This is a genomic window from Kineococcus rugosus (genome assembly GCF_050871975.1).
Classification (GTDB): Bacteria; Actinomycetota; Actinomycetes; order Actinomycetales; family Kineococcaceae; genus Kineococcus.
This window is the reverse complement of sequence record NZ_JBJLSJ010000056.1, coordinates 1-21,832: the sequence shown is the minus strand read 5'-3', so window position 1 is coordinate 21,832 and position 21,832 is coordinate 1. Positions and strand designations below refer to the sequence as shown.

The window sequence follows — 21,832 nt, the reverse complement described above, 5'->3', positions numbered from 1 at the left end:
CCCCCCCCCCCCCCCCCCCCGCCCCGCCCCCCAGCCCCGCCCCCCCCCCCCCCCCACCCCCCCCCCCCCCCCCCCGCCCGCCCCCCCCCCCCCCCCCCCCCCCCCCCCCCCCGCGACGAGGAGGTCGACGATGGAACGGATCGGTTTCGTCGGGCTGGGAACGATGGGCCGCCCGATGGCGGCGAACCTGGTGGGGGCCGGGTACCGGGTCCGGGCCCTGTGCCGGCACGAGGAGCACCGCGAGGCGGCGCGCGGGATCGGTGCGACACCGGTCGACACCGTCGCCGAACTCACCGACGGCGTGGAAGCGGTGCTGAGCATCGTCCCCGACTCGCCCGACGTGCTCGACCTCGCGCTCGGCGAGGACGGTCTGCTGGCCGCGATGCCGGCCGGGTCGCTGTTCGTCGACCTGTCCAGCATCCGCCCCGACGCCGCCCGTGCCGTGCACGCCGCGGCCGCCGACCGCGGGGTCGAGTGCCTCGACGCCCCCGTCTCCGGTGGTGAGGCCGGAGCGGTCGAGGGAACGCTGGCCGTCATGGTCGGCGGCAGCCAGGCGGCGTTCGACCGGGCGCTGCCGGTGCTGCGGGCCGTGGGCACCACGATCATCCGCGTCGGCGACGCCGGGGCCGGGCAGGTCGTCAAGGCCGCCAACCAGCTCGTCGTCGCCGGGAATCTGCAGGTGCTGGGGGAAGCCGTCGCGTTCCTCGAGGCGCACTCGGCGGACCTGCCGGCCGCCCTGGACGTCATCGGTGCAGGACTGGCCGGCAGCACGGTGCTGACCCGCAAGCGGGCCGGCATCCTGGCCGGGGACTACCAGCCCGGGTTCCGCGTCGCGCTGCACCACAAGGACCTCGGCATCGTCGGGGAGGCCGCACGGGCGAACTCGCTGTCGCTGCCGGTCACGGGGGTGGTGTCGGCCCTGCTCGCCCGGCTGAACCGCGGGGGCAGCGGCGGGCTGGACCACTCGGCGCTGGTCGGGCAGGCCCGGGAGGTGAACTCGTGAACTGGTGGGACCACCCGTTCCGCACGTTCCAGACGAACCTGCGCGAGATCGACGCGAACCTCGACGTCGACGCCGTCGTGAAGTTCATCACCGGGTTCGGCGCCGACGCCTGGCTGCTGAACACCGGCGGGATCATCAGCAACTACCCGACCGACCTGGAGTTCCAGACCCGGAACCCGGTCCTGGTCCAGCGTCCGTCGGGTGACCTGGTCGGCGACGCCGTGACGGCTGCCCACGCAGCCGGTGTGCGGCTCCTGTGCCGCATGGACTTCTCCAAGGTCGCACCGGCCATCGCCGATGCGCACCCCGACTGGTGCTTCCGCGGCCCCGACGGGCACCGCCAGGAGTACAGCGGACTCGTCAGCGTCTGTCCCGACGGCGGCTACTACCAGCAGGGTGTGCAGCAGGTCCTCGACGAGATCGTCGACCGGTACCCCGTCGACGGGTTCTTCTTCAACTGGTTCTCCTTCAACGAGGTGGACTACAGCCGCACGTACCACGGCGTCTGCCACTGCGACGCGTGCGTCGACGCCTACCGGGCGTGGGGCGGCGGGGAGCTGCCGACCGGCCGCGGCGCCGAGGGGTACCCGCGCTGGCGGGTGTTCGCCCGCGAGAGGCTCGACGAGCTGAACCGCCGGCTGCACGACCACCTCAAGGCCCGCCGGCCCGACGTCGCCCTCATCCAGGGGCAGCACTCCGACGTCGTGTTCCACGAGGCCAACAACGCCGTCGGTCGCGACCTGTGGCCCACCGCCACGGGTGAGGCCGTCAGCGTGGCCCGCACCCACCGCCCCGACGTGCCGGTGTTCGTGAACTCCGTCGCCTTCGTCGACATGCCGTACCGGCTGGCCAGCGAGGAGCCGCACACGTTCGCGCAGTACCTGGTGCAGGCGGTCTCGCGGTCGGGTTACCCCTCCACCTACGTCATGGGGACGCCCGACGTCATCCCCTACGCCGTGCTCGACGGAGCCTCGGCGATCGTGCGGTTCCACCGCGAGCACCACGACGTCTACGACGGCCTGCGCCCCGCGGCCCCGGTGGGCGTCGTGCGGCCCGACCCGTTGCGCACCCACCTGGCGCGAGCCGCTGCGGCGCGGGCCGAGTTCGAGGGGCTGTACCTGGCCGCCCAGCGACGGCAGGTCCCGGTCGACGTCCTGGCCGAGGAACGCCTGCTGGAGGTCCTGGCCGGCGAGCACCCCTACCGCGTGCTCGTGCTCGGTGACCTCGGACCGCTGCCGCCGGGTCTGGTGGACGCGCTGGAGGACTTCGTGGCCCGGGGCGGGCGGTTGCTGCTCACCGGGTCCACGGGGTTCCGCGACGGCGCCCAGCAGATCGTCGGCGCAGGCATCGGCGTCGTCGCCGACCTCGTGCAGGACGAGGAGCGGTTGCGCAACTCGTACTCCGTCGATCCCGCCGACGTCGACCAGGCGGCCGGTGCGGTCCGGGGCCGGCCGGTGCCGGTCCTCGGTGCGCTGCACCGCGTGCGGGCCCGCGCCGGCGTCGAGGTGCCGCACCGCTACCTCGCGCCCGCGCCGTTCGGACCGCCCGAGAAGTGCTACGGCGGGGAGTTGTCCGCCGACGCCACGACCGTCCGGGCGCCCCGAGTCACCACCATCCCCTGGACCGTCGGCCGCGCCCACCGCGAGGTCGAGCTGTCGCTGCTGGCCGACCACGTCGCCGGCGAGCTCCGGCGCCTGCTGGCCGGTGACGCCCCGGTGGTCGCCGACCTGCCCGAGCGGGTAGAGATCACGTTGGGGCGCAACCGTTCCTCGAACGTGGCGCACCTGGTGAACCTCACCGGCGCCGGCCGGCGGAACTTCGGCCCACCCTCCCCGGTGCGGGGGTCGCTGCGCATCCCCGGTCTCGCGCCGGGGACCTCGGTGCGGACGCTCGTGGCCGGTACGGCCGTCACCGCGGACGCGACGGGCACGGCGGAACTGCCCGTCGAGCTGGAGCTGTTCGAGGTCGTGCTCTGGTGAGCCCGCACGCCCTGTGCGCCAGCGACAAGTTCCGGGGCACCGCGACCGTCCCGCAGATCGGGGCGGGCCTGGCCCGCGCCGCCGCCGGTGCGGGGTGGACCTCGCGCACCTTCCCGGTGAGCGACGGCGGCGAGGGTTTCCTGGAGGCGATGGGGGGCAGGCCCGTGCCCGCCCGGGTGACCGGTCCGCTCGGGGAGCCCGTCGAGGCGACCTGGCACCTGTCGGTGGACGGGAGGACGGCCGTGGTGGAGGTGGCGCAGGCCGCTGGGCTCCTGCTCGCCGGGGGCGCGTCCGGGAACGACCCCGTCGCCGCGACGACGCGAGGGGTGGGGGAGCAGGTCCTCGACGCCGTGCGGCACGGAGCGCGCAGGGTGGTCGTCGGCTGCGGTGGATCGGCCACCACCGACGGCGGGAGCGGCATGGTGCGAGCCGTCCTCGACGCCGGTGGGCTGCCGCCGGGCACCGAGCTCGTGGCGGCCACCGACGTGTCGACCCCCTACCTGAGGGCCGCCGCGGTGTTCGCGCCGCAGAAGGGCGCCGATCCGGCGACCGTCGACCTGCTGACGTCGCGGTTGCGGCAGACGGCGCAGCTGTACCTGTCCGTCTTCGGGGTCGACGTCCGGACGGTCCCGGGGGCCGGGGCCGCCGGTGGGCTCGCCGGCGGGATCGTCGCCCTCGGCGGGCGCGTCGAAGCGGGCTTCGACGTCGTCGCCCGCACGAACGGCTTCGACGCGGCCGCGGCCGGGGCCGATGTCGTGGTGACGGGCGAGGGACGCCTGGACGCGACCTCGCTGGCCGGCAAGGTCGTGGGGCAGGTGCTCGACCGCGTCGATCCCGGGACGCCCGTCCACGTCGTCGTCGGCAGCGCGGACCCGGCGACCCGGCGCCAGCTCCTGCGCCGCGAACGGGCTGTGGAACTGACCGTCCTGGCGGACCGGTACGGTCTCGAGGCGGCGATGACACGGACCCTGGACCTGCTGCAGCAGGTCTTCTCCGACCGGTTCTCGCCGCAGCGGGTCGACTCGCTGCCGGGGTGAGTCGGGCGGGCCCGACGGTGGCGCTCTCCCCGGCGCCCCAGCTCACGACGGCCGGGCCGATGACTTCCGCGCGGTAGCCGGGTCAGCAGCACCGACCCGACGCCCACCGACGGAGGAACCCCGTGACCGTCCCCGAGCCCGCAGCGCCCCCCGAGCCCCTCGCGCCCCGCCTCGACCTGCGGTCGGGGTCGCAGCGGGTGTTCGCGCACCTGCTCGCGAACGCCGCCGTCGTCAGCGTCGTCAACTACACCGTCTGGTTCGCCGTCACGTTCTGGGTGTTTCTGCAGACCCGGTCGGTGTTCGCCACCGGGATGATCGCGGGCGTGTTCGTCGTGGCGACCGCGGCGACCGGCATCTGGTTCGGCAGCCTCGTCGACAACCACCGCAAGCACGCCGTCCTGCAGGCCTCCGCGCTGGTCTCGGCCGCCCTCTACGCCGTCTGCCTCGCCGTGCACCTGCTGACCCCGGCGCAGGAGTTCACCGACGTCACCAGCTGGCGGCTGTGGCTGTTCGTCGTCCTGCTCATGGCCGGCGTGGTCGCCGGGAACCCCCGCGGCATCGCGCTGCCGACCCTGGTGACGCTGCTGGTCCCCGAGGACGTGCGCGACCGCGCGAACGGCCTCGTCGGGACGGTGGTGGGCAGCTCGATGCTCGTCACCTCGGTGATCAGCGGCGTGCTCGTCGCCTCCGGCGGGATGCTGCACGTCCTGCTGCTCGCCCTCGCCGTCCTCGCGGTCTCGGTGCTGCACCTGGCGCGGGTGGCGGTCCCCGAGACCTCGCCGGTGCCGACCGGGCAGTCACCCGGCGGGGTCGACCTGCGGGGGACGTGGCGGCTGGTCCGCGGCGTCCCGGGGCTGGTGCCGCTCATCGCGTTCAGCTGCTTCAACAACCTCATCGGCGGCGGGTTCATGGCGCTCATGGACGCCTACGGGCTCTCGCTGGTCTCGGTGCAGGTGTGGGGCCTGCTGTGGGGCGGGCTCAGCGCCCTGATGATCGTCGGCGGGCTGCTCGTGGCGCGCCTGGGGCTGGGCAGCCGGCCCGTGCGGCTGCTGCTGCTGGTCAACCTCGCCTCCTGGGGCGTGACGGCGCTGTTCCCGCTGGCGCACTCCGTCCTCACCCTCACCGCCGCGATGGCGGTGTTCATGCTGCTCATGCCGTTCGCCGAGGCGGCCGAGCAGACCGTCCTGCAGCGGGTCGTCCCCTACGAGCGGCAGGGCCGGGTGTTCGGGTTCGCGCAGAGCGTCGAGCAGTCCGCCGCCCCGCTCACCGCGTTCCTGGTGGGGCCGTTCACCCAGTTCCTCGTCGTGCCGTTCATGACCGGCGGGGCGGGCGCCGCCGCCATCGGCGGCTGGTTCGGGACCGGCCAGACCCGGGCCATCGCCCTCGTCTTCGTCGTCACCGGCCTGATCGGCGTGGTCGCCACCGTGCTCGCGCTGCTCAGCCCGCAGTACCGGGCGCTGACCGCCTCCGCGGCCCGCGCCGAACCCGCCCCCGTCAGCGCACCCGGTCGAGGGTGAACCAGACGACCTTGCCGATGGCGGCCTCGGCCACTCCCCAGCGCGAGGCCGCGGTCTCCAGCAGCGACACCCCCCGGCCCGAGAGCGCCTCGTCGTCGTGGGTCTGCAGCACCGGCACCCGGTCGTTGTCGTCGGCCACCTCCACGTACACCGACCCCGGGTCCACCACCACCCGCAGCCGCGCGTCGCTGCGGCCGTGCACGATGGCGTTCGTGACCAGCTCGCTGGTCAGCAGCACGGCCGTCTCGGTGGTGTCGTCGTCCAGGCCGTTGCGGGTGCAGCAGCGCTGCGTCGCCCGCCGGGCGTCGCGCACCGAGCGCGGGTCGGCCGGCAGCACCAGCTCCACGGTGGAGTCCTGCGGCACCGCCCGCGCGGGCGCGGCGTCGGGGTCCAGCTGCAGCACCAGCAGCGCCGTGTCGTCGGCGACGCCCCCGGCCCGCACCGTCGCCAGCAGCGCGTCCGCCCACGCCCCGGCCGACCGGGGGTCGGGGCCCTGCAGCGCCGTCCGGATCGACCGGATCCCCTCGTCGAGGTGCTCACCGCGCCGCTCCACCAGGCCGTCGGTGTACAGGACCAGCCCGTCCCCGGCCTCCAGGTCCACGAGGTGCTCGTGGCGCTGGCTCGCCGCGTCCACCCCCAGCATCAGGTCGTCGCCGCCGTCGAGGACCTCCACCCGCCCGCCCGCGCGGCGCAGCAGCGGCGGCAGGTGCCCGGCGCTGGACCACCGCACCCGCCGGGAGGCCAGCCCCGCCACCGGGGGGTCGACGACGGCGAGCACGGCCGTGGCCAGGGCCTCCAGCTCCAGGCCCGACATCGCCCGGTCGAGCCGGGTCAGCAGCGTCGCGGGCCGGTCGTCACCGTCGAAGGCGATGCCGCGCACCACGTTCCGCAGCTGGCCCATGGCGGCCGCGGCGACCTGGTCGTGCCCCACGACGTCGCCCACGACCAGGACGGTGGCCCCCGAGCGGGTCGCGAAGGCGTCGAACCAGTCCCCGCCGACCTGCGCCCCGCGCGCCGCGGGCTGGTAGCGCACCGCCAGCTGCAGGCCCTCGCGCACCGGGGGGCGGGTCAGCAGGCTCAGCTGCAGCGTCTCGGCCGTCCGGCGCACCGAGCGGGCCTCCTCCGCGGCGGACCGCTCGCCGGTGATCCGCTCCAGCGCCTGCGCGCACTGCGCCGCGCAGCCGTCGAGCAGCTCCAGCTCCTCCACGGTGAACGCGTGGTCCTGCGCCCACCCGGCGGCCAGCCCGCCGACGACCTCGCCGCCCACCAGCAGCGGCAGCGTCGCCCACGCCCGCCGGCCGTTCTCGGCCCGCACCCGGGCCATCTCCGGGTGGTACGCGTCGGTGGCCGCCGCGTCCGGGAGCAGGACGCGCTCGCCCGTGCGCGCGCTGTGGCACACCGGCAACGGCGAGTCGTGCGGGACGGTCCGCCACCGCCGGCGGTGGTCGTCGCTGAACCCGCTGCTGCCGACCAGCCGCCACCCGTCCCCGGCGGGCACGGCGATGCCCGCGCCGTCGGCGCCGATCGCCGCGAGGCCGTGACCGGCCACGGCGCGCACGACGTCGCTCAGGGTGCGGGCCGAGGCCAGCCGCAGCGCCGTCCCGGCCAGCGCGCTGGCCCGCTGCGAGGCGCGGGCCTGCTCCAGCTGCAGCCGCGACCACGGCGTCGCCCCCGGCAGCGGGTCCGCGGCACCGTCCGGCCGGGGGTCGCCGGCGTCGCCGGTGACCTCCTCGACGTGCACGAGCAGCAGCGTCGCGCGGTCGTCCTCCAGCACCGGCGACACCCGCAGCGACCACCACCGCTCCTGCGGGACGCCGTCCCCGGCGGGGGCCGGGTCGTACCGCAGCAGCGGCACCACCTCCGGGTGGTGGCGGTGCAGGACCCGCTCGAACAGCTCCCGCAGCAGGTCGCGGCCCTCGGGCGGCGCGTCCGGGGAGGGGGGGAACACCTCGGACCCGTCCCGGTCCAGGACCTCCGCGCGGCGGCGGCCCACCACCCGCAGGAACTCGCGGTTCACGCCGGCGACCGTGAAGTCCGGGCGCAGCAGCAGGTACGCCGTCGGCAGGGCGTCGAAGACGGCGCCCATGGCCGGCGGCGGAGCGGGGGACAGGTCGTCCACGAGCGACTCCGGGATCGGCAGCGGCCTCATCGAATCACCGCGCGCGCCCCGGTGTCTCCCCGGACGCGCCCGAGCCCCCGTCCAGCGGACGGGGGCTCAGCGGCGGGTCAGCGGTGAGGGGTCAGAACGCGGCGGGGTCGGTCCCGGCGCGCACGCCCTGGCGCTGCGGCGCCGCCTGCTCCTGCTGGGCCTGCTGCTTGGCCTGCTCGGCCGCCAGCGCCTGCGCGTACTGCTCCTTCACCTGGTCCATGTCCAGGGCGCGGACCTGCTCGATGAGCTGCTCCAGAGCCGGGCCGGGCAGGGCGCCGGGCTGGCCGAAGACGGGGATGCCGTCGCGGTAGGCCACCAGCGTGGGGATCGAGGTGATCCCGTAGCGGGCCGCGAGCTGCTGCTGGTCCTCGGTGTCCACCTTGGTGAAGGTGATGTCCTCGTGCTTGGCGGAGGCCTGCTCGAACACGGGGGCGAACTGCTTGCACGGGCCGCACCAGTCGGCCCAGAAGTCGATGAGGACGATGCCGTCCTTCACGGTGTCGTCGTGCGTCTCCAGGGTCATGGCCTGAGTGCTCATGCTCCCCCCAACCACGGCGGCCCCCCAGAGCTTCCCCGACCCGGTGCCGCGCGCTCAGCCCGCGCTGACGAGCCGGTAGCCCATGCCGCGGACCGTCTCGAAGCGGCCGACGCCGAGCTTCCTGCGCAGGTACCGGACGTACACGTCGACGACGTTGGAGCCGGGGTCGAAGTCGTACCCCCACACCGAGCTGAGCAGCTGCTCGCGGGACAGGACCTGGCCGGGGTGGCGCAGGAACGCCTCGGCGAGGGAGAACTCGCGGCTGGACAGCGCCACGGAGCGGCCCGCGACGGCCGCGGTGCGGGTCAGCAGGTCCAGCTGGAGCTCCCCGGCGCTCAGCACCGTGACCTCGCTGGCGCGGTCGTCGCGCAGGCGCAGCCGGATCCGCGCCAGCAGCTCGGCGAACCGGAACGGCTTGGTGACGTAGTCGTCGGCGCCGCCCTCCAGCCCCGCGACGGTGTCGTCGACGGCGTCGCGGGCGGTGAGGATGACGACCGGCAGCGTGTGCTTGTCGGCCCGCAAGCGGCGCAGCACGGAGAACCCGTCGAGGCCGGGCAGGCCGATGTCCAGGACGAGCAGGTCGAACAGGCCGGTGGTGGCCAGGTCCAGCGCGGTCCGGCCGTCGGTGGCGATGGTCGTCGCGTAGCCGCTGGCCCGCAGGCCCTTCTCGACGAACGCCGCGATGCGGGCCTCGTCCTCGGCGATCAAGATGCTGGTCACGGTTCTCCCTGGGGGCCGACGGGCACGGGGCGGGTCGCCGCGGGCGCGGCGGGCCCGGGGGGCTCGGCGGCCCCGGGGGCCCCGGCGGGGTGCAGCGGCAGCACGACGGTGAACGTGGAGCCGACGCCGGGGGTGGAGCGGACCTCGACGCGGCCGCCGTGCGCCTCGGCGATCGCGGTGACGATCGACAGGCCCAGCCCGGACCCCTCGACCCCGCGGCCGGTGGCGGCCCGGCCGAAGCGCTCGAAGATGCGCTCCAGGTCGCCCGGGTCGATCCCGGGGCCGTCGTCGCGCACGTGGAACCGCAGGTGGGTCCCGTCGACCGAACCGCCCAGCGCCACCAGGTCCCCGTCGCGGGTGAACTTCACGGCGTTCGACACCAGTTGCAGCAGGGCCTGGGTGAGCCGCTGGGAGTCGCCCAGGACGGTCGCCTCGGCGCGCCCGTCGATGCGCCAGCGCCGCGCGCCCAGCGGGACGACCTTGTCGAACACGTCGTCCAGCAGCCGCCCGGCCTCCAGCGGCGCCAGCCGCACGAAGTCCGGCTGGCGGGCCTTGGCGAGCAGGGTGAGGTCGTCGACGAGGCGGGTCATGCGGGCCAGCTCGTCGAGCACCAGGGCGCGGGTCTCCTCGACGTCGGCGGGGTCGGTGGTGTCCAGCAGCTCCAGGTGGCCCTGCACGATCGTCAGCGGGGTCCGCAGCTCGTGCCCGGCGTCGTCGAGGAACTGCCGCTGGGTCTCGAAGGAGTTCTCCAGGCGTTCCAGCATCCCGTTGAAACCCCGGGCGAGGTCGGCGACGTCGTCGTCGCCGTGGACGGGGACGCGGTGGGACAGGTCGTCGGCGCCGACCCCGGTGGCGGCCGCGTGCAGGTGGTCCAGCGGGCGCAGCAGCCGCACGATCACCAGGTACCCGACGGCCGCGACCAGCAGCAGCGCCCCGACCGCGGTGACCGCGAAGTTGCGGGTGTTGTCCTCCACGACGGCGTACTCGGGGACCAGCTCGTGGCCCACGACGTAGACGCCGTGCGCCGGCTGCGCGGGGTCGGCGGGCGCCACCGTGACCGGGACCGCGCTCAGGACGACCCGGCCCTCGGCGGTCGTCACCGTCGTGGTCGCCACCGGGGACGCGGGGGTCAGCCGGGCGGCGACGGCGCGGACCTCGGGGGTGTTCAGGTCGAACGGGCGGACCGCGGAGGCGTACGTGGGGCCGCCGACGACGATGCCCAGCGCCGTCTCGTGCTCGTCGGAGACGTCGCTCTCGATCTTGGCGCGCAGCAGGTCGGCGACGGAGGTGAAGGGGCGCCCGGTCCGCGGGTCGACCCCGGCGGCGGCGAAGGCGCGCAGCTCCTCGATCTCCTGGCCGATCGAGGCGTCGACCCGTTCGTCGGTCGTGCCGCGCTGCACCACGACCGAGACGGCGCCGGTCAGGGCCAGGCCCAGGCCGGCGGCGGCGAGGACCGCGGTGAGGACCTTGGCGCGGACCGTGCGCAGCAGGCGGGGACGGTGCGGGCGGGGACGGTGCGGGCGGATCACTCGTCGTCGTCGCCGCTGTCGTCGCCGCTGTCGTCGCCGCTGTCGTCGCCGCTGTCGTCGGAGTCGTCGTCCCCGCCGTCGTCCCCACCGTCGTCGGAGTCGGAGTCGTCGTCGTCCGAGTTCCCCGAGCCGCCGAGCTGGACGGCCCCGGCGGGCGGGACGTCCACGACGGCACCGGCACCGGCGGCCGGCGGGGGAGCGGCGGGCGGGGCCGGGGCGGGCGGCGGGGCCACGGTCGGGACGGCCGGGTCCGCCGACGCGGGCGGAGGCGCGACGGGGGACCCGACGTCGGCGGAGGACGCGGGGGAGGACCCGGGGGAGGACGCGGCGGGGGCGGAGGCCACCACCGGCCCGCCGGAGTCCGGGCCGGGCTCGTCGGCCCACGCCATCGACAACCCGAGGGACAGGACGCCCACGGCGCCGACGCCGAGCAGGCCCACGGCCACAGGAGTTCGCACGGCCCCAGTGTCACCGCCGGCCGGGGCCGCGGTCATGAGCGGCGGGTGAGAACCCTCTCACGATCGGCTCACGGTCCCCTCACGCTGCGTCCTTAGCGTCGGCGTTCCCCGGCAGTCACCCGGAGTTCACCGACCGAGGAGCCACCGTGACCCCCTCCCCGCCCCGACGCCCCCGCGTCGCCCTGTACGGCCACGACACCTGCGGCCTCGGGCACCTGCGCCGCAACCTGGCCCTCGCCGCCGCGCTGCGCTCCGGGCCGGCCGCCCCCGACGTCCTCGTCCTCACCGGTTCCCCCGCCGCGCAGCGCTTCCCGGCCCCGGCCGGCGTGGACACCCTGGTGCTGCCCTCGGTGCGCAAGGACGCCGACGGCGGGTACGCCGCCGGCGCCCTGGACGTCCCGCTGGAGACCGTCGTCGGGGTGCGGGCCGCGACCCTCACCGGCGCCCTCACCGCGTGGGAACCGGACCTGCTGGTCGTCGACAAGGTCCCGCGCGGTTTCGGCGGCGAGCTGGAGGCCGCGCTGGGGGCGCTGCGCCGCACCGGCCGCACCCGCACCGTCCTGGGCCTGCGCGACGTCCTCGACGGGCCCGCCGCCACCCGCGCGCAGTGGCGCCGCGACCGCGGCGACGAGGCGCTGGACCGCTGGTACGACGAGGTGTGGGTCTACGGCGACCCCGGCGTCCACGACCTGCGCCGCGACCTGGCGCTGCCCCCGCACCTGGCCCGGCGCACCCGCTTCACCGGCTACCTCGCCGCCGGCCGGGGCACCGGCGCCCCCGGCGCCCACCTCCCCGCCCCCCGCGGCCCCTCCACCCGCACCGTGCTGGCCGCCGTCGGCGGCGGGGTCGACGGCGCCGGGCTGACCCGCACCCTGCTGGCCACCGAGCTGCCCGCCCGGACGCGGCTGGTGCTGCTGCCCGGCCCGTTCGCCCGGCCCGACGTGCGGGCCGAGCTGGACCGCGCCGCCGCCACCCGCGACGACCTCGACGTCGTCGCCTTCACCGACGCCTTCCCCGACTGGGCCGCGCAGGCCGACGCCGTCGTCTGCATGGGCGGGTACAACACCGTCGCCGAGGTCCTGGCCACCGGCACCCCCGCCCTCGTCGTGCCCCGCTGCCGGCCCCGCCGCGAGCAGCTCGTCCGCGCCCGGGCCATGTCCCGCCGCGGGCTGCTCGACCACGCCCGCGACCCCGGCCCGGCCGACCTGGCCCGCTGGATCGCGCGCGCCGTCGGCGGCGACCTCGACCACGCCGGCGCCCGCGGGCGCTGCGACCTCGACGGGCTGGGTGCCGTGCAGCGCCTGGGCCGCGAACTCCTCCAGACCCCCACCGACCCGACGGAGGCACGCCGTGCGAGCTGAACCCACCACCGGACCCACCACCGGACCCACCACGGGGTACGTCGTGAAGATGTACCCGCGCTTCTCCGAGACGTTCGTCGTCCGCGAGATCGCCGCCCGCGAGGCCCAGGGCGAGCGGATCGCCGTCGCCAGCCTGCGCGCGCCCACCGACCCCCGGTTCCACGCTCTGCTCGCCGGCGTCCAGGCCCCCGTCACCTGGATCGGGGAGGGCGCGGGCCGCTCCAGCCAGGCGCTGTGGCCGCTGCTGGGCCGCGCCGCCGCGCTGCCCGGGTTCACCGCGACCCTGCCCGAGCTGCTCGCCGAGGACGTCGACGTCGCCGCCCAGGCCGTCGGGGTCGCGCTGTGGGCCCACGAGGAGCGGGTCGGGCACCTGCACGCGCACTTCGCGACGCTGCCGGGCCGCACGACCCGGCTGGCCGCGCGGCTGCTCGGCATCGGCTACACCGTCACCGCGCACGCCAAGGACATCTACGTCCCGGTCCCCGACCCGGCCGTCCCGGCGCGGGTCCTGGCCGACGCCGCGGCCGTCGTGACCGTCAGCGACCACAACGTGCGCCACCTCGCCGCCCACCACCCCACCGCCCGGGTCGTGCGCGTCCACAACGGCCTCGACCTCGGCGAGCTGCCCTACCGGGCGCCCGTGGGCCGCGAGCGCCTCGTGGCCGCCGTCGGCCGGTTCGTGGAGAAGAAGGGCTTCGCCGACCTCCTGGACGCCGTGCGGGTCCTGCGCGCCGCGGGCGACCCCGTGCGGCTGGTGCTCGTCGGGGCGGGCCGCCTCGACGGCGAGCTGCGCGCCCGCGCCGCCGGGCTCGGGGACGCGGTGGAGTTCACCGGCCCGCTGCCCCAGCACGACGTGGTGGCCCTGCTGCACCGCGCCGCCGCGTTCGCCGCGCCCTGCGTCGTCGCCGCGGACGGGGACCGCGACGGGCTGCCGACGGTGCTGCTGGAGGCGATGGCGCTCGGGACGCCCGTGGTGACCACGGCCGTCACCGGGATCCCCGAGGCGGTGCTCGACGGCATCACCGGCACCCTCGTGCCGCCGCGCGACCCGCGGGCGCTCGCGGGCGCGCTGCGGCGGGTCCTGGACGACCCCGAGCTGGGCCGGGCCCACGCCCGGGCGGCCCGGGCCCGCGTCGAGCAGTTCTTCGACGTGCGGGTCCAGGCCGCGCGGCTGCGGGAGCTCACCCGCGCGGTGGGCTGCGACGCACCGGTGGGGGTGCGCTGATGCGCGTCGTGTTCGCCAGCCTCGACCCGGGGGTCCCCGTGTTCGGCGGCAAGGGGTGCTCGGTGCACGCGCAGGAGGTGCTGCGGGTCCTGCTCGGCGCCGGCCACGACGTCCACGTGGTGACCACGCGGCCCGGCGGGACGCCCCCGCCGGACCTGGCCGCCGTCACCGTCCACCCCGTCGCGCTGCCCGCGGCCACCGGCCGCGCCCGGCGCGAGGCCGACCTCGTCGAGGCCGACGGACGGCTCGGGCGGGTCGTCGCCGGCCTGCTCGCCGGTGCCCCCGGCGCCCTGCTGTACGAGCGGTACGCGCTGTTCGGCTGCGCGGCCCAGGAGAGCGCCCGCCGCCTCGGCGTCCCCTCGGTCCTGGAGGTCAACGCGCCGCTGCCGCTGGAGCAGCGCGAGCACCGCGGGCTCGACGACGTCGCGGGCGCCGACGACCGGACCCGCCGGGCCCTGACCGCGGCCGGGCGGGTCGTGGCCGTCAGCTCCGCCGTCGCCGGCTGGGTGCGGGCGACCGCGCCGGCGCCGGACGTCCTCGTCGTCCCCAACGGCGTCGACACCGACCGGTTCGTCCCGCGCCCGCGCACCCCGGACGGGCGGCTGCGGGTCGCGTTCGTCGGGGGGTTCCGGCCCTGGCACGGCGTGGAGCTGCTCGTGGAGGCCGTCGGCGCGCTGCCGGGGGCCGGTGCGCGCGGGGAGGTCGAGCTGCTGCTCGTGGGGGACGGGCCGCGGCGGGCCGCGGTCCTGGACCGCGCCGCGCAGCTCGGCGTCGCGGTCGGCGCGCCCGGGGCGGTCGACCCGGCCGCCGTGCCGGGGCTGCTGGCCGGGGCCGACGTCGCCGTGGCGCCGTACCCGGTGGGCGCGCGGTACTTCTCGCCGCTGAAGGTCGCCGAGTACCTGGCGGCCGGGGTCGCGACGGTGGCCGCCGCCGTGGGGGACCTGGCCACCACCTACCGCGACGGCACCGAGCTGCTGCTCGTCCCGGCCGGGGACCCCGGCGCGCTGACCGCGGCGCTGCACCGGCTGCACGCCTCGCCGGGCCTGCGGCGGGACCTGGCCGCCGCGGGCCGGCGGGCGGTGTGCGAGCGGGGCACCTGGGCCCGCGTCGTGGACCGGTCGCTGGCCGGGCTGGGCGCGGTGGCGGCGTGAGCGGCGGCCCGGGTGCGCTGCGGCGCACCGTGTCCCTGGTGGCCCCGCACACCCGCGGGTCGCGCCCGGTCGCCGCCGGGGGGCTGCTGGCCCTGCTGGGGGAGGTCGCGTTCCGGCTGGCCGAGCCGTGGCCGCTGAAGGTCGTCATCGACCACGTCGTCCCGGTCGCCGCCGGAGCTCCCGGCGCGGGGACGAGCACCTGGCGGGTCCTGGTCCTGGCCGGGGTCGCCGTCGTCGTCCTGGCCCTGGGGCGCGCCGTCTGCGCGTACCTGACCAGCGTCGCGTTCGCGATCGTCGGGTCGCGGACCACGACGTCGCTGCGCGCGGAGGTCCACTCCCGGCTCCTGCACGCCGCCCCCGGCTTCCACGCCACCTCCCGCGCCGGGGACCTCGTCACCCGCGTCGTCTCCGACGTCGGCCGGGTGCAGGAGGCCGCGATCACCGCCGGGCTGCCGCTGGTGGGCAGCCTCGTGACGTTCGCCGCGATGGCCGTCGTCATGGTCGTCCTGGACCCGCTGCTGGCGCTGGCCGTCGTGGCCGTCGCGCCGCTGCTGCTGCTCACCGGCCGCCGCAGCGGGCGGCGGATCACCGCGGCGAGCCGGCAGCAGCGGCGCCGCGAGGGGGCGCTGGCCGCCGACGCCACCGAGGCGTTCGCCGGGATCGGCCTCGTGCAGGCCTACGACCTGCAGGAGCAGCAGGTCCGCACGTTCGCGGCGGCCAACGAGCCGAGCCTGCGCGAGGGCGTGCTGGCCCGCCGCCTCGCGGCCGGCCTGGAACGCCGCGTCGACGTGCTGGTGGGGGTCGCGACGGCCGTGGTGCTCGTCGTGGGGGCCTGGCGCGTCAGCCGCGGCGCCCTCAGCGTCGGCGAGCTCGTCGTGTTCCTCACCTACCTCAAGGCCGCGTTCCGGCCCGTGCGCGACCTGGCCAAGCACACCGGGCGCATCGCGCGCGCCGCCGCGTCGGGGGAACGGGTCGTGGACTGCCTGCGGCGGGCCGAGGCGCTGCCGGAGACCCCCGGGGCCTGCGGCCTGCGGCGGCTGCGCGGGTCGGTGCGCTTCGAGGGGGTCCGCGTCGAGCGCACCCCCGGCGTCGCGGTCCTGGACGGGGCCGACCTCGTCGTGCACCCGGGGGAGCGGGTCGCGGTCGTGGGCCCCAGCGGGTCGGGCAAGTCGACGACCCTGCACGTGCTGCTGCGGCTGCTCGACCCGTGCGGCGGCCGCGTCCTGCTCGACGGGCACGACCTGACCACGTTGCGCCGCAAGGACGTCCGCGACCACGTCGCGGTCGTGCTGCAGGAACCGGTGCTGTTCGCCGGGACCGTGCGCGAGAACGTGCGGCTGGGGCGGCCGGGTGCCGACGACGCCGCCGTCGAGCGGGCCGTGCGGCAGGCCGGCGCGCACGAGTTCGTCGCGGCGCTGCCGCAGGGGTACGACACGGTCGTCGCCGAGCGCGGCAGCTCCCTGTCCGGCGGGCAGCGGCAGCGGCTGGCGATCGCCCGCGCCCTGCTGCGCGACCCCGGGCTGCTGCTGCTCGACGAACCCACCACGGGGCTGGACGAGGCGTCGGCGGGGGTCGTCCTGGACGCCCTGGAGCGGCTGGCCGCCGGGCGCACGACGATCCTCGTGACGCACGACGCCTCCCTGCTGAACCGGTGCGACCGGGTGGTGGAGCTGCGCGACGGGACGTTCCGCACCGTCCGCGCGCGACGACCGGAAGGGGCGCTGCGGTGAACGACCCGGAGCTGGACCTGCCCGCGGACCGGGACGCGCAGGCGCGGTACGACGCCCACCTCGTGCGGGCCGAACCGGACCTGCCGGGCCTGGCGACCGTCCTGGACCCCGGACTCCTGCGGGCCTGGAGCGGACTGCCGCAGGCCCGGGTGGACCGGTTGCGGCACAAGCCGTCCACGTCGTTGCGCGCTGCCGTCGACCCCGGCGACGGCGGGCCGTGGTGGCTGCTGGCGGCGCACTCGCCGTCGTCGTGGCGCAAGGCCGGCAAGGACCTGCGCGCGGCGGCCGGGGCACCGGTCCTGGTCGAGGACGGCCTGCGGCTGGTGCTGGTGCCCGCGGCCTGCGACCGGGCGCTGCCCGCGGTGCGGGCCCTCGCCGCGCGGGCCCGGACGGTCGCGCACAACCCGGCGCGCCGGGCCGTGCTGCGCACCGCCGGCGGCGCGACGGTGACGAAGGTCCACGCCGACCCCGGCACCGCCGCGCGCAGCCTGCGGGCCGGGCGGGCGCTGGGCGCCGTCGGGGTCCGGGTGCCCCCGGCGCGCACCGACGGCCCGCACGTGGTGCGCGCGCCGTGGCGGCCGGGGCGGGCCGCCACGGCCGGCGACACCGCCGCCGTGGCCGACCTCGCCGGCCGCTGGGCGCACGCCGACCCCACCGGCCTGCCCGACCTGGGCCCCGCGGACCTGCGCGGCGCCGTGCGGCGTGCCGTCGCCGGGACCCCCGCCCTCGACGAGGGGTTCACCGACCTGCTGCACCGCACCGCGTCCCGCTGGTGGGCCGTCGCGGCCGGCGACCCGGCCCTGACCCCGGCGGTGTTCGCGCACGGCGACCTGTCCCCGGACCAGCTGCTGCACCACGACGGCGACTGGACCGTCCTGGACGTCGACCGGGCCTGCCGCGCCCCGCGCGGCTGGGACCTGGCCTGCTGGGAGGCGGCCCTCACCGCCACCGGCACCGCCGGCGCCCGCCCGCCCGCGACGGCCCCCGCGGTGCTGGTCGCGGCCGCCACGCTGCTGCGGGCCCCCGAGCCGTTCCGGCGGCGGCGGCCCGGGTGGGCGGCCGCGACCCGGGCGCTGGTGCAGCGGGCCGCCGTGGCGGTCGACGTGGCGGTCGACGCGGCGGTGGGAGCGTGAGCGCCGTGACGTGGCGGCGGGTGTGGCCGCGGCGCCCGGGGGACCCCGCGGCCGGGCTCGTCCTGGAGGGCCGCGCCGGCGGACGGGTCGTCGCGGGCACCGCGGACGGCCCCGGCGCCCCCGTCCGGGTCCGCCCCCGCGACCCCCGGCTGCCCGACCCCGCCGGGTTCGGCGGGGAGCTGATCGCCCACCGGTTCGGCAAGCGGGCCGTGCTGCGCCGCCCGGACGGCTACGTGAAGCTCGCCTCCGCGCGGGCCACCGGGACCGCCCTGGCCCGGCACGCCGAGCTGGGCCGGGCGCTGCGCGACGTGCCCGGCGCCCCCGACCTCGTGGAGGTCCTCGGCGCCGCCCCCGGCGTCCTGCACCTGCGCGCCGCCCCCGGCCCCGACCTCACCACCGTCCTGGCCACCGGTGCGGCGCAGGCGAACCGGGTCGCCGGGGAACGCACCGCGCGGGCCGCGGCGGCGCTCGCCGCCGCGAGCGCCCCCGGGCTGCCCGTGCACGACCTGGCCGCCGAGGTCGCCACCCTGCAGCGGTGGGTGGGCGACGCCACGGCCTTCGCGGTCGCGCCCCCCGCGCTGGCCGCCGTCGCGCGCGACGCCGTCCGCGCGGTGCGGCGCCTGCCGCCGCGCCCCCTGGTGCCCGCGCACCGCGACCTGCACGACGGCCAGGTGCTGCTCGGCGGGCGCCTCACGCTGCTCGACGTGGACACCGCCGCGCTGGCCGACCCGGCGCTGGACGTCGCGAACCTGCTCGCCCACCTCGACCTCGCCGCCGCCCGCGGGCACCGCGCCGCCGCCGCGGCCGCCGAGGCCGGGGTCTGGGCGGGGACGGCGGGCACCGGGGCGGGCGCGGACCCGGCCCGGGTGGCGGTGCTGCGCCGCCTCGCCCGCTGCCGCGTCGTCGCCGTCCACGCCTTCCGCGGCCTCGACCCGGCCGCCGCGGCCGAACTGCTCGCCTGAACCGCCCCCGCCCCCTGCGACAGTGGGGGGCGTGTCGCGTCGCCCCCGCCTGCTCCCGCTGGTCGTCACCGTCCTCGCGCTCGCGGTCATCGCGGTCGCCGCCGACCTGGGGGCCCGCACCTGGGCGACCGGGCGGGTGGCGCAGGAGGTCCGCCGCGAGTACGGCCTCGACGCCGACCCGCGGGTCGAGGTGGCCGGGGGCTCGTTCCTGTGGCAGGCCGCCCGGGGGCGCTTCGACGACGTGACGATCACCGCGGACCGGTTCCCGACCACCTCGGTCACGGCGCGGGACCTGCGGGTGCGCCTGTCGGAGGTGGACGTGCCGGCCGGGGTGCTCGCGGGCCGCGGCGGCACCGTCGACCTCGGCGCCGGGACCGTGCGGGCGCTGGTCCCGTTCGACGAGCTCGCCGCCCGGGTCCCCGGCGACCTGCCGGTGCGGCTGACGCGCTCGGGCGACGCCGTGCGCGCCGCCGCCCGCGTGCGGGTGTTCACCGCCTCCCTCGACCTCGCGGTCACGGGCCGTCCCGTGCTCGACGGCGCCGCGGTCCGCCTCGAACCGGTCAGCGCGGAACTGGCCGGGGCGCAGGTCCCGCTGCGCCGGGCGCAGAGCCTGCTGGAGCTCGCCGGGTTCGGCGACTGGTCGATCCCGCTGGAAGGCGTGCCCGCGCAGGTGCGGCTGCAGGACCTGCGGGTCGTCGACGACGGCGTCCTGGTGTCCGGGTCGCTGGTGCCCGGCGCCGTCGACGTCGGCTGAGCGCGGCGCGGCCGGCGGCCGGGAGGCCGGCGTGTAACCTCGCGCCACCCCCCGACGACGGACAGGAAACCCCCCATGCCCTCGCGCCCGTTCGGTCCCACCCTGCTCGCCCTCGCCTCGACCTGCCTGCTGCTGGCCTCGTGCGCGGACTCCGGCGGCTCCGGGTCGGACGCGCAGGCCTCCGGCGACAGCGCCCGCCAGCTCATCGTCGTGACGCCCAACCCGGTGGGCGGCAACAACTTCCTCCAGCTCGCCGTGGACGGGGCGAAGAAGGTCGCGCAGGAGGAGGGCCTGGAGGTGAAGGTGTTCGAGAGCAGCGACCCCACCTCCATCCAGCAGAACGTCGAAGCGGCCGTGCGGGCCGAACCCGCCGTCGTGGTCGGCCTGTCGTTCTCCCTGCAGGACGTCTTCGCGACCGTCCCCGTGGACAACCCCGACCAGCAGTTCCTGCTCGTCGACTCCTGCCCCGACCCGCAGCCCGCGAACGTGACGTGCGCCTCGTTCCGCGAGCACGAGGCCGCCTACCTCGCCGGGGTCGAGGCCGGGATGCTGACGCGGACCGGGAAGATCGGTTCCGTCGCCGCGCTCGACACCCCCTTCATCCGCCGCTGGGTGGACCCCTTCGCGGCCGGCGCCGCCAGCGTGCGCCCCGACGTCACCAGCACCGCGCTGTTCGTCGGCGGCGACAACCCGTTCGGCGACCCCGCCCGCGGTGCGGCCCAGGCGCAGGTGCTCGCCGACGGCGGCGCCGACCAGGTCGTCGCGGCCGCCTCCGGCAGCAACGTCGGGACCTTCCAGGTCGCCGCCACGGGCGCCTTCGCCACCTACGGCGTCGACACCAACCAGTGCGCCGACGCCGCCGGCCACGTCGTCGACAACGTCCTGAAGAACGTCGACGTCGCGCTCGCCGACGCCGTCCAGGCCGTCCTGTCCGGCGACACCGGCGGCAACCAGGTGTACGGGCTGAAGGAGGGCGGGGTCGGGGTGACCGCCCTCGCCGACGACGTCGCCACCTCCGGCTGCCTCGTCGCCGACCGCCCCGACGTCGTCGCGAAGGTGCAGGAGGTCGCGCAGCAGATCGTCGACGGGACCGTCGTCGTCGCCGACCCCGCCCGGGGATGACCGCGCGCCCGCCCGCGGTCGAGCTGCGGGGAGTCAGCAAGCGCTTCGGGGCGGTGCTGGCCGTCGACGACGTGGACCTCGCCGTGGAGGTGGGCAGCGTCCACGCCGTCGTCGGGGAGAACGGCGCCGGCAAGTCGACGCTCATGTCGATGCTCTACGGCCTGCACCGCCCCGACCGCGGGACCGTCGCCCGCCACGGTCGGCCCGTGGAGCTGCGCTCACCGCTGGACGCCATCGGCCACGGGCTGGGCATGGTCCACCAGCACTTCAAGCTGTTCGAGCCCCTGACCGTGGCCGAGAACGTCGTCTACCGGGCCGAGCCGCGCCGCCGGGGGCTGCTGGACACCGCCGCGGCCGTGCGCCGGGTCGAGGAGCTCGGGGCCCGCTTCGGCCTCGACGTCGACCCCCGCGCCCGCGTCGGCTCCCTGCCGCTGGGGGTCCGCCAGCGCGTGGAGATCCTCAAGGCGCTGCACCGCGAGGCGGACGTCCTCATCCTCGACGAGCCGACCGCCGTGCTGACGCCCGGGGAGGTCGACTCCCTGTTCGCCGTGCTGCGGACGATGGCCGCCGCCGGGACCGCCGTCGTCATCGTCACCCACAAGGTCCAGGAGGTCCTCGCCCTGTCCGACACCGTCACGGTCCTGCGCGACGGCCGCGTCACCGGCCGGTTCGCCACGGCGGGCACCTCCGGCGCCGACCTCGTCACCGCCATGATCGGCCGCGGGCTGGTGCCGGCGCGCAACCCCCGCGACGGCGCCGCCGGCGAACCGGTCCTGCAGGTGCAGGACCTGCGCGTCGCCCCCGACGCCTCCGGGCCCGGCGTCCGGGGCGTCTCCCTGACCGTCCACGCCGGTGAGGTCGTCGGCGTCGCCGGCGTCTCGGGCAACGGCCAGCGCGAGCTCGTGGAGTGCACCGTCGGCCTGCGGCGCCAGGACTCCGGCACCGTGCGGCTGCGCGGCGAGACCCTCGACGGGCTCGACGTGCGCGCCCGGCGCCGCCGGGGCGTCGCGTACGTCCCCGAGGACCGGCCCGGTCAGGGCACCGCCGCGACGATGAGCGTCGCGGAGAACCTCGCCCTGGGCCACCACCGCTCCGCCCCGCGGGCCCGCCGGGGCTGGCTGCGCCCCGGCGTCGTGCGCTCCCGCGCCGCCGACGCCGTGCGCCGCCTCGGCATCCGCACCGCCGGGGTCGACGCCCCCGTCGGCTCCCTGTCCGGCGGCAACGCGCAGAAGGTCGTCATGGCCCGCGAGCTGGAGCACGACGCCGACCTCCTCGTCGTGGAGCAACCCACCCAGGGCGTCGACGTGGGCGCCGGGGAGCAGATCCACCGGCTCCTGCTGGAACGGCGGGGGGGGGGGGGGGGGGGGGGGGGGGGGGGGGGGGGGGGGGGGGGGGGGGGGGGGGGGGGGGGGGGGGGGGGGGGGGGGGGGGGGGGGGGGGGGGGGGGGGGGCGGGGGGCGGGGG

The 21,832-nt window shown here is 77.4% G+C and carries 18 protein-coding genes; 13 read left to right on the top strand and 5 right to left on the bottom strand.

Annotated features, from left to right (window positions below; all coding sequences use genetic code 11):
• The first annotated feature begins 130 nt into the window (after positions 1-130).
• From ACRYM6_RS21935 to ACRYM6_RS21920, 4 genes are all read left to right on the top strand, one after another.
• Positions 131-1,003, top strand: a complete 873-nt coding sequence (locus ACRYM6_RS21935) for an NAD(P)-dependent oxidoreductase (RefSeq protein ID WP_432545009.1) — start codon at positions 131-133, stop codon at positions 1,001-1,003.
• Complete coding sequence (locus tag ACRYM6_RS21930; RefSeq protein WP_432545008.1) at positions 1,000-2,982, top strand: alpha-amylase family protein; 1,983 nt, start codon at positions 1,000-1,002, stop codon at positions 2,980-2,982. The genes ACRYM6_RS21935 and ACRYM6_RS21930 overlap by 4 nt, the downstream gene beginning before the upstream one ends.
• Complete coding sequence (locus ACRYM6_RS21925; protein ID WP_432545007.1) at positions 2,979-4,019, top strand: glycerate kinase; 1,041 nt, start codon at positions 2,979-2,981, stop codon at positions 4,017-4,019. Before ACRYM6_RS21930 ends, ACRYM6_RS21925 begins: the two co-directional genes overlap by 4 nt.
• Before the next feature lie 176 nt (positions 4,020-4,195).
• Positions 4,196-5,536 carry an MFS transporter gene (locus tag ACRYM6_RS21920; protein ID WP_432545010.1) on the top strand — a complete coding sequence of 447 codons (1,341 nt, stop codon included), beginning with the start codon at positions 4,196-4,198 and terminating at the stop codon, positions 5,534-5,536.
• On the opposite strand, the gene ACRYM6_RS21915 is transcribed toward ACRYM6_RS21920, so the two are convergent.
• The 5 genes from ACRYM6_RS21915 to ACRYM6_RS21895 all read right to left on the bottom strand — a co-directional run bounded on the left by ACRYM6_RS21915 (position 5,514) and on the right by ACRYM6_RS21895 (position 10,930).
• Positions 5,514-7,685 carry an ATP-binding SpoIIE family protein phosphatase gene (locus ACRYM6_RS21915; protein ID WP_432545006.1) on the bottom strand — a complete coding sequence of 724 codons (2,172 nt, stop codon included), beginning with the start codon at positions 7,683-7,685 and terminating at the stop codon, positions 5,514-5,516. The two genes, ACRYM6_RS21920 and ACRYM6_RS21915, sit on opposite strands and share 23 nt — an antisense overlap.
• Before the next feature lie 91 nt (positions 7,686-7,776).
• The gene (gene trxA, locus ACRYM6_RS21910; protein WP_432545005.1) at positions 7,777-8,223 is read right to left on the bottom strand and encodes a thioredoxin; all 447 of its coding nucleotides are present in this window, start codon (positions 8,221-8,223) and stop codon (positions 7,777-7,779) included.
• A 54-nt stretch (positions 8,224-8,277) separates the two neighbouring features.
• Entirely contained in the window at positions 8,278-8,943 is a 666-nt protein-coding gene (locus tag ACRYM6_RS21905; protein WP_432545004.1) for a response regulator transcription factor, read from the bottom strand.
• Positions 8,940-10,472, bottom strand: a complete 1,533-nt coding sequence (locus ACRYM6_RS21900; RefSeq protein WP_432545003.1) for a sensor histidine kinase — start codon at positions 10,470-10,472, stop codon at positions 8,940-8,942. Before ACRYM6_RS21900 ends, ACRYM6_RS21905 begins: the two co-directional genes overlap by 4 nt.
• Positions 10,469-10,930 (bottom strand): hypothetical protein, encoded by a 462-nt coding sequence (locus ACRYM6_RS21895; protein ID WP_432545002.1) that lies wholly within the window; start codon positions 10,928-10,930, stop codon positions 10,469-10,471. Before ACRYM6_RS21895 ends, ACRYM6_RS21900 begins: the two co-directional genes overlap by 4 nt.
• Positions 10,931-11,076: 146 nt before the next feature.
• On the opposite strand from ACRYM6_RS21895, the gene ACRYM6_RS21890 reads away from it, so the two are divergent.
• The 9 genes from ACRYM6_RS21890 to ACRYM6_RS21850 form a co-directional block, all read left to right on the top strand.
• On the top strand, positions 11,077-12,291 hold the full coding sequence (locus ACRYM6_RS21890) for a glycosyltransferase family protein (RefSeq protein ID WP_432545001.1): 1,215 nt from the start codon (positions 11,077-11,079) through the stop codon (positions 12,289-12,291).
• The gene (locus ACRYM6_RS21885; RefSeq protein ID WP_432545000.1) at positions 12,281-13,516 is read left to right on the top strand and encodes a glycosyltransferase; all 1,236 of its coding nucleotides are present in this window, start codon (positions 12,281-12,283) and stop codon (positions 13,514-13,516) included. Before ACRYM6_RS21890 ends, ACRYM6_RS21885 begins: the two co-directional genes overlap by 11 nt.
• A complete protein-coding gene (locus ACRYM6_RS21880; RefSeq protein ID WP_432544999.1) occupies positions 13,516-14,667 on the top strand; it encodes a glycosyltransferase family 4 protein in 1,152 nt (383 codons plus the stop codon). The genes ACRYM6_RS21885 and ACRYM6_RS21880 overlap by 1 nt, the downstream gene beginning before the upstream one ends.
• On the top strand, positions 14,664-16,397 hold the full coding sequence (locus ACRYM6_RS21875; protein WP_432544998.1) for an ABC transporter ATP-binding protein: 1,734 nt from the start codon (positions 14,664-14,666) through the stop codon (positions 16,395-16,397). The genes ACRYM6_RS21880 and ACRYM6_RS21875 overlap by 4 nt, the downstream gene beginning before the upstream one ends.
• Positions 16,394-17,530, top strand: a complete 1,137-nt coding sequence (locus ACRYM6_RS21870; protein WP_432544997.1) for a hypothetical protein — start codon at positions 16,394-16,396, stop codon at positions 17,528-17,530. The genes ACRYM6_RS21875 and ACRYM6_RS21870 overlap by 4 nt, the downstream gene beginning before the upstream one ends.
• On the top strand, positions 17,527-18,492 hold the full coding sequence (locus ACRYM6_RS21865; protein WP_432544996.1) for a hypothetical protein: 966 nt from the start codon (positions 17,527-17,529) through the stop codon (positions 18,490-18,492). The genes ACRYM6_RS21870 and ACRYM6_RS21865 overlap by 4 nt, the downstream gene beginning before the upstream one ends.
• 31 nt (positions 18,493-18,523) lie before the next feature.
• Positions 18,524-19,246, top strand: a complete 723-nt coding sequence (locus ACRYM6_RS21860; RefSeq protein WP_432544995.1) for an LmeA family phospholipid-binding protein — start codon at positions 18,524-18,526, stop codon at positions 19,244-19,246.
• 75 nt (positions 19,247-19,321) lie between these two features.
• A complete protein-coding gene (locus ACRYM6_RS21855; protein WP_432544994.1) occupies positions 19,322-20,368 on the top strand; it encodes a BMP family ABC transporter substrate-binding protein in 1,047 nt (348 codons plus the stop codon).
• Positions 20,365-21,832, top strand: a 1,468-nt coding sequence (locus tag ACRYM6_RS21850; RefSeq protein ID WP_432544993.1) for an ABC transporter ATP-binding protein, incomplete at its 3' end; no start/stop codon positions are given. The genes ACRYM6_RS21855 and ACRYM6_RS21850, both read left to right, overlap by 4 nt.

Bases quoted from the DNA above. Each gene is read 5' to 3' on its own strand.
- ACRYM6_RS21935 (WP_432545009.1), top strand. From the start codon at position 131: ATGGAACGGATCGGTTTCGTCGGGCTGGGAACGATGGGCCGCCCGATG.
- ACRYM6_RS21915 (WP_432545006.1), bottom strand. From the start codon at position 7,685: ATGAGGCCGCTGCCGATCCCGGAGTCGCTCGTGGACGACCTGTCCCCC.
- trxA (WP_432545005.1), bottom strand. From the start codon at position 8,223: ATGAGCACTCAGGCCATGACCCTGGAGACGCACGACGACACCGTGAAG.
- ACRYM6_RS21880 (WP_432544999.1), top strand. From the start codon at position 13,516: ATGCGCGTCGTGTTCGCCAGCCTCGACCCGGGGGTCCCCGTGTTCGGC.
- ACRYM6_RS21855 (WP_432544994.1), top strand. From the start codon at position 19,322: ATGCCCTCGCGCCCGTTCGGTCCCACCCTGCTCGCCCTCGCCTCGACC.